General features: G+C 68.9%; 11 protein-coding genes and 1 pseudogene. 11 read left to right on the top strand and 1 reads right to left on the bottom strand.

The genetic code is table 11. The annotated features are described in order from the left end of the window. The first annotated feature begins 225 nt into the window (after positions 1–225). Together egtD and AB0D14_RS38750 are read left to right on the top strand one after the other, a co-directional pair. On the top strand, positions 226–1,206 hold the full coding sequence (egtD, locus tag AB0D14_RS38755) for an L-histidine N(alpha)-methyltransferase (RefSeq protein WP_362788258.1): 981 nt from the start codon (positions 226–228) through the stop codon (positions 1,204–1,206). A gap of 643 nt (positions 1,207–1,849) precedes the next feature. Beyond that, complete coding sequence (locus tag AB0D14_RS38750) at positions 1,850–1,981, top strand: hypothetical protein (RefSeq protein WP_362788255.1); 132 nt, start codon at positions 1,850–1,852, stop codon at positions 1,979–1,981. Positions 1,982–2,313: 332 nt separating this feature from the next. On the opposite strand, the pseudogene AB0D14_RS38745 reads toward AB0D14_RS38750, so the two are convergent. Beyond that, a pseudogene (locus AB0D14_RS38745) lies at positions 2,314–2,685 on the bottom strand (MFS transporter); the annotation flags it as partial. A gap of 508 nt (positions 2,686–3,193) precedes the next feature. On the opposite strand from AB0D14_RS38745, the gene AB0D14_RS38740 reads away from it, so the two are divergent. From AB0D14_RS38740 to AB0D14_RS38700, 9 genes are all read left to right on the top strand, one after another. Beyond that, entirely contained in the window at positions 3,194–4,036 is an 843-nt protein-coding gene (locus AB0D14_RS38740) for a 2-amino-3,7-dideoxy-D-threo-hept-6-ulosonate synthase (RefSeq protein ID WP_362788252.1), read from the top strand. After that, positions 4,033–5,238 carry a 3-dehydroquinate synthase II family protein gene (locus AB0D14_RS38735; protein ID WP_362788250.1) on the top strand — a complete coding sequence of 402 codons (1,206 nt, stop codon included), beginning with the start codon at positions 4,033–4,035 and terminating at the stop codon, positions 5,236–5,238. Before AB0D14_RS38740 ends, AB0D14_RS38735 begins: the two co-directional genes overlap by 4 nt. A 6-nt stretch (positions 5,239–5,244) precedes the next feature. Continuing rightward, positions 5,245–6,633 (top strand): fatty acid--CoA ligase family protein, encoded by a 1,389-nt coding sequence (locus tag AB0D14_RS38730; protein WP_362788247.1) that lies wholly within the window; start codon positions 5,245–5,247, stop codon positions 6,631–6,633. A gap of 128 nt (positions 6,634–6,761) precedes the next feature. Further along, positions 6,762–7,037, top strand: a complete 276-nt coding sequence (locus tag AB0D14_RS38725) for a phosphopantetheine-binding protein (protein ID WP_362788245.1) — start codon at positions 6,762–6,764, stop codon at positions 7,035–7,037. Then, positions 7,034–7,330: an acyl carrier protein gene (locus AB0D14_RS38720; protein WP_362788243.1), complete on the top strand. Its 297-nt coding sequence runs from the start codon at positions 7,034–7,036 to the stop codon at positions 7,328–7,330. Before AB0D14_RS38725 ends, AB0D14_RS38720 begins: the two co-directional genes overlap by 4 nt. Beyond that, positions 7,320–8,609, top strand: coding sequence for a beta-ketoacyl-[acyl-carrier-protein] synthase family protein (locus AB0D14_RS38715; RefSeq protein WP_362788240.1), 1,290 nt, complete (start codon positions 7,320–7,322; stop codon positions 8,607–8,609). The genes AB0D14_RS38720 and AB0D14_RS38715 overlap by 11 nt, the downstream gene beginning before the upstream one ends. Continuing rightward, positions 8,606–9,511, top strand: a complete 906-nt coding sequence (locus AB0D14_RS38710; RefSeq protein ID WP_362788238.1) for a hypothetical protein — start codon at positions 8,606–8,608, stop codon at positions 9,509–9,511. The genes AB0D14_RS38715 and AB0D14_RS38710 overlap by 4 nt, the downstream gene beginning before the upstream one ends. After that, positions 9,498–11,213 (top strand): class I adenylate-forming enzyme family protein, encoded by a 1,716-nt coding sequence (locus AB0D14_RS38705; RefSeq protein WP_362788235.1) that lies wholly within the window; start codon positions 9,498–9,500, stop codon positions 11,211–11,213. The genes AB0D14_RS38710 and AB0D14_RS38705 overlap by 14 nt, the downstream gene beginning before the upstream one ends. After that, positions 11,210–11,800 (top strand): hypothetical protein, encoded by a 591-nt coding sequence (locus AB0D14_RS38700; RefSeq protein WP_362788232.1) that lies wholly within the window; start codon positions 11,210–11,212, stop codon positions 11,798–11,800. Before AB0D14_RS38705 ends, AB0D14_RS38700 begins: the two co-directional genes overlap by 4 nt. The last annotated feature ends 5 nt before the right edge of the window (positions 11,801–11,805 follow it).

The raw sequence follows: 11,805 nt of genomic DNA, 5'->3' as shown, positions 1-11,805 counted from the left end.
GTCCGTTGTCCGCTCCGCAAGGCCCACCCGTGTGCCCAAGCCCAGGCAGAGAAGCCGGATCAGTGAGGGTAGAACTCGGCCTGCTTCCCGGTCCCGTCGGTCACCCGGGGCGCCCAACGGCCCGGTGATGGGGAGGGTGCCCGGTACTGCCGGCGTTGCGCGCTCGACAAGGAAACTGCGATCCCGGCACTCCGCCGATGTGGCGTCGACCGAAGAGAGGCACGCATGACCGACAACCGGGCCTATGGCTACACCGACACCCTCGACGCCGGGCACTACGCCAAGGCACTGCGCGCCGACATCAGCGACAGTCTGACCCACACCCCGAAGTCCACGGCGCCCACGTGGTTCTACGACGCCCGGGGCAGCGAGCTCTTCGAGGAGATCACCCAGCTGCCGGAGTACCCCTTGTGGCGAGCCGAACTGGGATTGCTCCAACTCCATGCCCAGGACATCGCCGTGCGGACCGGAGCCCGCAGCCTTGTCGAGCTCGGGTCCGGGAGCTCAACGAAGTCCAAGCTGATCATCGAGGCACTGGATCCGGTCGGCCTGCACTACGTCCCTGTCGACGTCAGTGCGGACGCGCTCCATCAGGCCAGCGCCCAACTCGTCCAGGACTACCCGGAGATCCGCCTGCACGCCCTCCGCGCCGACTTCACGGCTCCCCTCGTCCTGCCGACGCTGCCCGAGAACGGCCCACGACTCATCGCCTTCCTCGGCAGCACGCTAGGGAATTTCCGGCGACCCGCCCGTGGCCCGTTCCTCCGCAGGCTCCGAGACATCATACGTCCCGAGGACTTCCTTCTGGTCGGCGCCGACCTGGTCAAGACCGAGCAGGAAATGACTGCCGCCTACGATGACGCTCAAGGCGTCACGGCTGCGTTCGACAAAAACCTGTTGCACGTCTTGAACCGCGAACTGAACGCCGACTTCGACCCGGACGCCTTCGATCACGTATCGGTGTGGAACAGCGCGGAAAGCCACATCGAAATGAGGCTGCGCAGCCGAGTCGAACAGCTCGTCAAGGTTCGAGGCCTTGACCTGGCAGTGCAGTTCGCGCGCGGAGAAGAATGGGTTACCGAGCGGAGTGCAAAGTTCACCCAGGGCGGACTCCAGGAAGAAATGACTGAAGCGGGTCTCCGTACGAATCAGCTCTGGGCAGACACCAACGCCGGCTTTGCACTCATTCTCGCCACCGCTCGCTGAACAAGCTGGTGCACGATTCTCTATGAGTCCAGATCGCTGCTCTGCTGACGGGACAGCAGAGCAGCGACGGCTGGTGAGCGACGCGTGCTCGCGACCCCAACTTCAACAGTCACATCGACCGGCAGGACCCTGCCGTTCGGTGGCTGATGATCGACGCATGGCGCAGTGAGCGTTTTCAGCGTTGCCGCTCCAGGGTGAGGACGGCCGCGGCGATTGACGACATTCGATTCGGGCTGCACCGCCCTCTCTGCCAACGTAGGTCGAGCCAGGCGTACTGGATGATTCATTGAGTCGAGGGCGGAGAAGGAGCAGTGTCCACGGTGGCCGGCATCAATGACCACGGGACCCCGGATCCGCAGGTGTAACCCCGTTCGACCGGTCAGCGCCGGTACTCGGCGGCATACAAGGCGAGGATCCTGGCCGAGCACGAAGGGCTCGACAAGCGGGGCTAGGGTGCCTTGCTGCGGCGCGAGGGCCTGCACTCGTCACTGATCACGAATTGGCGCCAACAGCGGGACAAGGGCGCCGAAGCGGCGCTGGCCGCCCCGGCGGGTCGGCCGAAAGCAGATCCGCGGACCAAGAGATCGCCCGGCTCAAGGCCGAAAACGCCAGGCTGGATGCCGAGTTGGGTAGGGCCCGCACCGTGATCGATGTGCCGGGAAAACTCTCCGCGCTGCTCGACCAGATCGCCACGGACAGCGCCACGACGAACAACGGCGAGAACACCTCATTACCAAACCGTATCGCGCGGCCCGCGGTTTATAACGGCGAATAGCCATTCACAACCCCTTGATTTGGAGCGACCCGGAGGGCGACCCGGAGAGCATCTCGCGCCTCCCTCGTCGGTGCAGACCAAGGCATGGGTCGTGACGGACGACTCGTCGTAAGAAATGCACGGCACCGACAAATAACCACGCGTGACGACCTACTTGCGGAAACAGTTCACCGATGGGCCGGATTCACCGACAGAGGGCTTTGTTCCCACTAGTACATTTCATTGTGAACCGGGAATACCTATTACCCATGCATTCCCAGATCGGAAAGGTTGCATTCCGTAGGACGGAAGGCGGCCGGCCTTTGTGCCAGCGGGCCGCCGGACGCGAGATGTCAGACGCCGAACTCGTGCTCCCGCGTCTCCGGCAACGCCAGCAGGCTCAGCAGGCAGAGGCCGCCGGCTTAGAAGCCGAGGACCAGCGGGGATTCCCACTGGCTGTTCAGCCAGGTGGGGACCGACGGAGCGAAGCCACCGCCGAGGGTGTTGGCGAGGATGAAGGCGGCGGAGGCGCCGGTGTAGCGCAGCCGGGCCGGGAACAGTTCCGGGAGGAAGGCCGCCACCGGGGAGAACATCAGCGCGAGGAACATCCGGCCGACCGTGTAGGCGGCGGTGATCACCAGCCCGTTGCGTGAACTCAGCGAGGCGCACATGGACACCGCCCACACCACGCTGCCGACGGCGCCGGCCGGCATCAGCGGGCGGCGCAGCAGGGAGACGACCAGGGCCTGTCTTCGGCCCAGCCGGTCACCGATCGTGCCGAACGGGATGACGCCGAGGGGACGGGAGAGGAAGGCCACGGCGAAGGTGAGGAACGCGGCCATGGAGGAGAGGAACGCGTTGTCGGCGCCTCAGCCTTCACTGCCCGCGGTGGGGACACGTTCAATGTAGGTAATTCTGGCATGGGGGTCACTTCGGAATCCTGAACAGGAAGGAGAGTCACCCTGATCGTCGAAATTCAATTTCGACAGGCGGCCCATTCACAGGCGGGGGCAGAACGCCCCAACGCGCATAGAGCGCACGAACAGTACGCCCAGGCGCAGTCAACCCCAAGGAACCTATCAATCCGCTGTCAATAATAATGCCCCACACCGTATAAATATTTACCAGGGGTTACGTCTTGCCAACAGGCGGTCACGCGAGAATGCTCATGAACGCTTAACTTGAACGTTCTACAACCATCGATTTTCGGACACGGAGAAATCACAATTACCCATGCTGAAAACCGGCAAGCAATTACGCTTGAGAAGACTTTCGCTCGCGGGTGACGACCGGCACCTGTTCGTCCCCCTCGACCACAGCGTCTCGGACGGTCCGATCGTCCCCGCCGACAAATGGGACGACCTGCTGCGGGCACTCGTGGCCGGCGGGGCCGACGGCATCATCGTCCACAAGGGACGCGCCCGCTCCTTCGCGCCGGACATCCTGAAGAGCTGCGCGCTGGTGGTGCATCTGAGCGCCAGCACCTCCTGCTCCGCCGACGTCAACGCCAAGGTGCTGGTCTCCGACGTCGAGGAGGCGCTGACGCTCGGCGCGGACGCGGTCAGCGTCCATGTGAACATCGGCTCCGACACCGAGGCGCAGCAACTGGCCGACCTGGGGGCGGTGGCCCGCTCCTGCGACGCGTGGGGCATGCCCCTGATCGCGATGGTGTACCCGCGCGGACCCCGGATCGAGGATCCGCGCGATCCAGGTCTCCTCGCCCACCTGGCCAACGTCGCCGCGGACCTGGGCGCCGACATGGTGAAGACCTCCGTCGCCCTGCCGATCGAGCGCATGGCCGAGGTGGTGGCGAACAGTCCCATCCCCGTCCTCGCGGCCGGCGGTCCACCCGACGGCTCCGACCTCGTCGAATACGGCGCCGCCGTGATGGCCACCGGCTGCCGGGGGCTGGCCGTCGGCCGCCGGATCTTCTCCTCCCCCACGCCCGCCGCACTGGTGTCCCGCCTCTCGGCGGTCGTGCACGGCGGTGGCGGCGGCAGCAACGGCAGCAACGGCAGCAACACTGACGGCATGCGCATGGCTAATTACTCGACGATCGTGGCAGGAGTGGCATGAGGTTCGCATGGATCGACCTGCGTGAGGTCCCCCGTCCGCAGCTCCAGGCGGTGGTGGACGCGGCAATCCACGCCCGGATGGCGGGTGTTGTGGCGGCCGACGCCGAGTTGCTCGGGACCCTGCCCCCGACGGTCACCCGGGTACTGGTCCCGGGAGGCCCGACTCCGACACCGGCCGCCATGAAGAAGCCCGGCGACAAGGAGGGGAAGGAGACCAAGGCTCCCGACAAGGAAGCCAAGTCCCCCTCCGGGAGCGCCGGTTCCCCGTCCGGCACCGTATTCGACGTGCTCCTGCGGAAGTTCGGCACCCAGGACGAGCTGGACGCCCTCGCCGGAGCCCACCGCGCCGGTGGCACGCCGGTCTCCGGTTTCATCGACGTACGGGACGACCGCACCCTCCAACTGTCGTGCGCGGGCGCCATGGTGCTGCCGTACACGGTCATCCACTTCGCCGACCCGACCAAGATCCCGCTGGAGATCGTGCTCGCCGCGGCCGATTCCGCCGAGGGCAAGCTCGTGACGGTCGTCGACGGCCTGGAGGAGGCGGCCATCGTCTTCGACGTGCTGGAGCGCGGCTCGGACGGCATCCTCTTCACGCCCCGCAGCGCCGACGAGGTGTTCGCGCTGGCCCGGCTGCTGGAGGCGACGACGCCCCAGCTGGAGCTGTCCACACTCACCGTGGAGAGCATCCGGCACGTCGGACTCGGCGACCGGGTCTGCGTGGACACCTGCTCGCACTTCGAGGAGGACGAGGGCATCCTCGTCGGCTCCTACTCCTCCGGGTTCGTGCTGTGCTGCAGTGAAACCCACCCCCTGCCCTACATGCCGACCCGCCCGTTCCGGGTCAACGCGGGCGCCCTGCACTCGTACACGCTCGGCCCCGACAACCGCACCCAATACCTCAGCGAGGTCGGCTCGGGCAGCGCGCTGCTCGCGGTCGGCGCCGACGGGCGCACCCGGCGGGTCGTCGTCGGGCGGGCGAAACTCGAATCCCGGCCGCTGCTGGAGATCCGTACCCACGCCGAGGACGGCCGGCTGGTCAGCCTGACCGTGCAGGACGACTGGCACGTACGGGTCCTCGGCCCGGGCGGGAAGGTCCTCAACGTCACCGAGTTGCAGACAGGCGACGAGTTGCTCGGCTATCTGGCCGCCAACAAGCGCCATGTGGGCCTGCCCATCGGCGAGTTCTGCAAGGAGATCTGAGGTTCGATGGGCGAACTCGACTCAGACCTCGCCATGCTGGTGGGGCGGCTGTTCGACGCGCGCGACGACCGGCTTCCTTATCTGACGCACGGGCAGGAGACGGTCACCCGCGGCGAGTTGCGGGAACGGGTGAGCAAGCAGGCCGCCGTCTTCGCCGGGTACGGCATCGGGCCGGGCTCCACCGTGAGCCTGCGGACTCCGCCCAGTTTCACGCAGGTCGAGGTGCTGCTCGCCCTGTGGCAGCTCGGCGCGCAGGTGATGCTCTTCGACTTCCGGCTCAAACCGCCCGAGGTCGCGGCGCTCTGTGTACCCTGCCGACCGCAGTTCATGGTCAGCGCCGGTTCCAACGTCCGGGCCACGTTCGGTTTCCGGTCCGAGCACGAGGTCGTCACCGAGCGGCGCAGAACCGGCCTCCCCGCCACCACCGGGCACCGCCTCGTCCAGTTCAGCTCGGGCTCCACGGGACGGCCGAAAGTCATCGGCAGGACCGCCCGGTCGCTCGCCACGGAGGTCGACCGGTTCGCCGGGGTCCCCGGCATGCCGGCCGAGGGCGACCGGCTGCTGCTGCTCAGTTCGACGGCCCACAGCTTCGGTCTGATCGGCGGTCTGCTGCACTCCCTCGCCGCCGGTGTCTCCGTCGTCTTCGCGCCCCGCGTCTCCGCCCGCGACATCCTGCGGAGCGCGCTGGAGCACCGGATCACCGCCCTGTTCGGCGTGCCGACGCACTTCGAACTGCTCGCCGCCGCCACCGATCCCCCGGCGCTGCCCGACCTGCGGGTCGCGGTGTCGGGCGGCGAGATCATGCCCCCGCGGATCGCGGCCCGGTTCGCACAGCAGTACGGCGTCGGGGTCGGGGAGGCGTACGGGACAACGGAGACCGGCATCGTCGCCATCGACGTCGGCGGCACGCTGGGCCCCTCGGTCGGCCGGGCGGCGCCGGGAGTGTCGGTCCGCGTCGCGCGGGGTGAACTGGATGTCGCCCTCACCGAGTCGCCGTACCTCTTCGACTCGGGCGGTACCCAGTACTCCGACGGCTGGCTCCACACCCGGGACCGGGCCGCGCTGGACGCCACCGGCGCGGTACTGGTGCAAGGGCGCGCCGATTCCCTCATCGTCATCGGCGGCCTCAAGGTGGACCTCACCGAGGTGGAGAACGTACTCCGCGAGCACCCGGCCGTCGAACAGGCGGTCCTGGTCCACGAGGACGTGACCGAGGCGTACGTCGCGGTCACGGCCGACGTTGAACGCCCCTCCGCCGAGGAGCTGTTGCGGTGGTGCAGGGACCGGCTGGCCGACTACAAGGTGCCCCGCGTCATCCGGCTGCTGGACGCGCTGCCGCGTACGTCCAACGGGAAGTTGGTGCGGGAGGTGGCGACGTTGCGCTCCGCCGGGTAAGGCGGGCGCTTCCGGTTGTTGTTCGTGTACAGGCCGTGTGTGGCTGGTCGCGCTCACGCGGCGGAGCCGCAGATGTCACAGCCCCGCGCCCCTGACCGGGCGCTCATTCCCCCCTGGAGACAGTGATCATGAGTACGTCGACCCTGGAAGACGAGATCCGCGAGTTCGTCCTGGCCTCGGTCATCGACGAGATGAACATCCTGCTGAGCCGCGACGGCATCACGGACGACAGCCCGGTGACCGTCGGCGGGCTGGATGTCGACTCCCTGAGCCTGATCGAACTGACGCTGCGCCTGGAGTCGCGGTTCGGCGTCGAGATCCCCGACAGCGACATCGAACCCCTGGCCACCCTGACCCTCGGCGGGCTCGTCGCCGAGGTCGTCCGACGCGGTGCGAAGGCATGAGTACGAGCACGGGCGCCACCGGAACGGGTGCCGGCACCGACATCACCACCGACTCCGTACGGGAGCTCCTGTCGGACCGCAAGGTCTTCCCCGGGCTGCCCGACGACCTCGCGGAGGACGCCGAACTCGTTCTGGACTCCCTCGGGTTGGTGTGGCTGCTGCATGTGGTGGAGGAGCGGTACGGCCTGATCGTCGAGCCCACCGACGAGGACATCGCCGGACTGACCTCGCTCCGCCGGCTCACCGGATACCTGCGTACTGCCCAGAAGGGGGGCGCCCGGGATGACACGTGAAGTGACGGTGACCGGATACGGGGTACGGACCGCGTTCGGCGGGGGCGCGGAAGCTCTGCGGCGCGGGGTGTTCGCGGGGGTGCCGGCGTTCGCGCCCACGACGCGGTTCGACACGGGGCCGTACCGGACCGCGGTGGCGGCCGCCGCGCCCGACGGTGCGGACGGTGGCGACGCGGTCGAGGGGTGGGTGCTGCGGGATGCGCTTCGGCGGTGTGGTGACGAGGCACTGGACATGGCTGGGTTGGGCGCCGGTGCGGAGGCGGCCGTGCTGTTGGGGGTGGCCGGGGATCACCGGAGCGTTACCCGGTATTGGCGGGGGGCCAGGGATTCCGTTCCGAGCGAGTTGTCGTACGTAGGCCGCGGGTCCGCTGTAGCTGGTCGCGCCCACGCGGCGGAGCCGCAAACGTCACAGCCCCGCGTCCCTGTCGGGGCGCTGTCCGCACCGGAATTGAACAGTTTCGCCGATGCCGTGCCCGCTCAGCTTGCCGAGTTGCTGGCCGAAGGGCTCGGGTTGGCCGGGACCCGGCTTGCCTTCACCAATGCCTGTGTGGCGTCCGCTGCCGCGATCATTCATGCCTGTCGGCTGATCTCCTCCGGGCGGATCGACGTCGCCGTCTGTGCGGGCGGGTATCTGGTCGAGGAGGAGACCTTCGGCAAGTTCGACTCCGGGCGGGCGTTGTCGCGGGACGGCATGGTGCGGCCGTTCAGTGCCGATCGCAGCGGGCTGTTGCTGGGCGACGGAGTGGGGGTCGTCGTACTGGAGTCCGCCGAGCACGCCCGGCGCCGCGGTGCCCGTCCGCTGGCGAGCGTGGTGGGCTGGGGCGCCGCCACGGATGCGTACCACATCGCTCAGCCGCACCCGCAGGGCGCAGGGCTGGCGGCCGCGGTGCGACAGGCGCTCCGGCATGCCGGGGACCCGGACGGGACCGCCGTCGGCTACGTCAACGCCCACGGCACGGGCACCAAGTACAACGACGCGGCCGAGACGCGCGGGCTTCGGGACGCCTTCCCGGAGCGGGCCGAGTCGATACCGGTCAGCTCCACCAAGAGCACCACCGGCCATCTCCTGGAAGCGGCGGGCGTGGTGGAGTTCGTGATCACGATGCTGGCCCTGACGGACGGCGCGCTACCGCCGACCGCCGGGTTCACCCGGCCGGACCCGGAGTGCAGCCTCGACTGCGTACCGAACCGGCCGCGCGCGGTCGACCTGCGCCGGGCCCTCACCATCAACGCCGCCTTCGGCGGCGCCAACACCGCACTCGTCCTGGAGCGGCCGTGAGGACCGGGAAGACGGAACTCCGCTCGCCCCTCGGCATCCTCGCGACCGCCACCGCCGCCCACGGCACCGGGCGGGACGACGACATACCGCTGCCGAGGCCGTCCGGATTCGTGGAGTCGTCCTTCAGTCCGCTGGCCTACGAGGTCAGCAGGCTGTGTCTGACCGAGCGGCCCGGCGACGGCTCACGTACCGCCGTGGCGCTGGCCAGTCTGATGGGTGACACCATCACCGCGGATCTGGCCAGCCGGCGCATGGTTTCCGGGCAGGTCCACAACCCGATGCTGTTCATGCAGGCCACCCCCAACTCCATATTGGGGTATGTGAGCCGGGAGTTCGGCATCACCGGGCAGATGTTCAGCCTCTCCACCCTCGACGACCCGGTGGCCGAACTGCTGGCCATGGCGGATCTGCTGCTGGAGGACCCGGGACTCGACCGGGTCCTGGTGCTGGCAGTGGAGCTGAGCGGCGGCGGGAGAAGCGAGAAGGGCGCTCCCGGGGGGAGGGTGGCTGCCGCGTACCGCGAACTGACCGCCGACACCGGCCGCCCGGTCCCGCCCCCGCCCCACTCCGCGATCGCCGGCCTGGCCGCGGCGGTGCTGCTCGGCCGTCCCGGCGCCGAGACGCCGGTGTCGGTCCGGTCGACGGAACCGTACGGCGAGGCCCCGCACGCCGACGACACCGGGACGGCCTCACCTCCCGGGAGCATCCAGGGCCTGTTCGAGCTGGCCGCCGCCCACCGGCGGCTGCTGAGGGACGGCGGCAGCCACCTGTTGGTAGCTGACCCGGCCGCCGGGGGCCGCCCCGCCGCGTTCACCCTCACCACGCACACCAGCGCCCTCACGACCGTGCTGACGAACGCGCGGCCCGCAAGGAACGAGACGGAGAACCATGCTGATCAGTAGGCAGGAGCGGGGACGGATCTGCGCCGACACCGAACTCGGCGCCGGCAATGTCCTGCACCGTCTGAAGGCGTACGACCGCCGGCCCGACGAACCCGTGCTGTGGACGGACGGCACCTGGCAGGCGCCGGACGGCAGCCGACCCGACGTGCTCACACTCGGGCAACTGCACGAGGCCGTCGAGACCTACGCGGGCTGGTACGCCGCCCATGGCGTCAAGCCCCGCGACCCCGTCGCCGTACACACCTACTCCAGCACCGAGTTCGCGGTGAACTTCCTGGCGCTGACGGCCCTCGGCGCCATCCCGTCGTTCGTCAACGGCAATCTGCGACCGGAGATCGCCGCCGAGTACGTACGCGGACAGGGCGCGGTGGGTGCCTTCACGGACCAGGAGCACCACCCTGTGCTGTCGGCGTCGGCACTCGGCTTCCGCGTGACCGCCGCCGACATCCGGCCGGGCCACCGCGAGCTGCTGCCGCAGACCTATCCGTACCGGCATCACCCCTCCGATCCGGTGATCATCTCCCACTCCTCCGGCACCACCGGGATGCCCAAGGGCGTGCCGCACACCCACCGAACGCTGATGTACGCACAGTTGCACCGGCTGCGCTACTCCACCGGGGCCGACATGGAGCGCACGCTCGTGGGGCTGCCGGGCGCGCACAACGCCGCGGTGGCGACGCTGCTGTACTGCCTGCTGCTGCGCGCGGACATCAAGCTGCTCTCCAGCCAGCGCGGCACGGACGTCCTGGACGCCATCGAGGACTTCCGGCCGAGCACCGTGCTGGCCTTCGCCGGGACCTTCGGCGAAATGGCGGCGGAGGACCTGACGGATCGCGACCTGTCCAGCGTGCAACTTTGGTTCAACACCGGCGACGCGGCTCACGAGGCGCACATCCGGGCCCTGGTACAGCACGGGAGCCATGTGTGGATCGGCAGGGATCTGCACCGTGCCCGGGTGGAGGGCTCGGTCTTCGTGGACGGGCTCGGGTCGTCGGAGGCCGGCTACTCGGTCTTCCACAACCGGCACACCAAGGACACCTCCGCGTACTCACGCTGCGTCGGCAAGCCGATCAGCTTCGCCGAGGCCGCCGTACTCGCCGAGGACGGCACCCCGCTGCCACCCGGGGAAATCGGCCGCCTCGGGCTGAAGTCGCCGACACTCACCCCCGGGTACTGGAACGACTCGCTGACGTTCCACCGATCGCGGTTGGGCGGCTACTGGCTCACCGGAGACCTCGCCCACCAGGACGAGGAGGGAAACTTCTACCACCTCGATCGGGCGCCGGACGCCGTCCGGACCCGGAACGGGATCCTGTTCAGCACGCGCACCGAGGAGCTGCTGCTGCGCGAGCTGCCCGAGCTCGCGGACTGCACCGTCGTCGGGGTCGCCCCGGAAGGCGTACGGGCGGACTGGGACGGCGACGGAGAAGCCGAGGCGTACGCGCTGCTCCAACTCGCGCACGACGACAGCGGTAGCGATGACGCCGCCGCTGATGACAACGCCGTCAGCGGCGACGACCGGGCGTGGACGGACCGGGTCAACGCGGCCCTGGCCGGCGCGGGATTCCCCCCGGTGACCCGGGCCCTGCGGATGAAGCCCGACGACGTGGCCAAGGGCGCCACCGGCAAGGTCCTGAAACGAGTGATGCGCGACCGGTTCGCCGCCGATCAGGCCGGCCTGGCCGCCAAGGAGCGCGCATGAGCACGAGTCCGGGCACGGGCACGGCGGCCGACGACGGGGTCAACCACCGCGCCCGGGCGGGGGAGGCCTACCGTCTGTGGTGGCAGCACGACGCGAACTGGTACCAGGGGGTGGCGAGCCGGTTCGGGCAGGAGGCTGCGAACGAGCTCAACGCCGAGGCCCTGCGCAAGATCGCGACGCACGTCGGACAGCGCGTCGGCCGCCTGTCGGGCCCGCTTCCCGCAACCGGCGACACCCACAAGGACCTGGAGGAACTGCGCCGCCGGTACGACGACTGCGGCGACCGGATGTTCCCGCCGGAACTGCGCAACGCCTCCACCGAGGTCGAGGAAGCGACCGATGACGAGGGTCTGATCGTCCTGACGCTCCGCCGGAGCTTCGCCGTCACCATGGTGCGAATGGCGGGCTCACTGGACGGCTACCGGTGCCCGTGCACCGACATCCACGCGGGCTGGTCCGAGGGTCTCGGCGTCACTCTGACGGAGAACCGCGCCGAAGCCTGCCTGCGCGACGGCGACAAGGCATGCCGCCTGCTGATGCGCGTACGCACCCCCCTTACTCATACTCACGACGATACGAAGGACTGAACGCC

The organism is Streptomyces sp. NPDC048484 (assembly GCF_040651415.1).
Classification (GTDB): Bacteria; Actinomycetota; Actinomycetes; order Streptomycetales; family Streptomycetaceae; genus Streptomyces.
Note: the sequence above shows the minus strand (reverse complement) of the source record. Positions and strands in the feature narration are given on the sequence as shown.

Coding starts and splice junctions, on each gene's coding strand:
- AB0D14_RS38735 (WP_362788250.1), top strand. CDS start 4,033: ATGAGGTTCGCATGGATCGACCTGCGTGAGGTCCCCCGTCCGCAGCTC.
- egtD (WP_362788258.1), top strand. CDS start 226: ATGACCGACAACCGGGCCTATGGCTACACCGACACCCTCGACGCCGGG.
- AB0D14_RS38705 (WP_362788235.1), top strand. CDS start 9,498: ATGCTGATCAGTAGGCAGGAGCGGGGACGGATCTGCGCCGACACCGAA.
- AB0D14_RS38715 (WP_362788240.1), top strand. CDS start 7,320: ATGACACGTGAAGTGACGGTGACCGGATACGGGGTACGGACCGCGTTC.
- AB0D14_RS38740 (WP_362788252.1), top strand. CDS start 3,194: ATGCTGAAAACCGGCAAGCAATTACGCTTGAGAAGACTTTCGCTCGCG.
- AB0D14_RS38725 (WP_362788245.1), top strand. CDS start 6,762: ATGAGTACGTCGACCCTGGAAGACGAGATCCGCGAGTTCGTCCTGGCC.
- AB0D14_RS38700 (WP_362788232.1), top strand. CDS start 11,210: ATGAGCACGAGTCCGGGCACGGGCACGGCGGCCGACGACGGGGTCAAC.
- AB0D14_RS38720 (WP_362788243.1), top strand. CDS start 7,034: ATGAGTACGAGCACGGGCGCCACCGGAACGGGTGCCGGCACCGACATC.
- AB0D14_RS38730 (WP_362788247.1), top strand. CDS start 5,245: ATGGGCGAACTCGACTCAGACCTCGCCATGCTGGTGGGGCGGCTGTTC.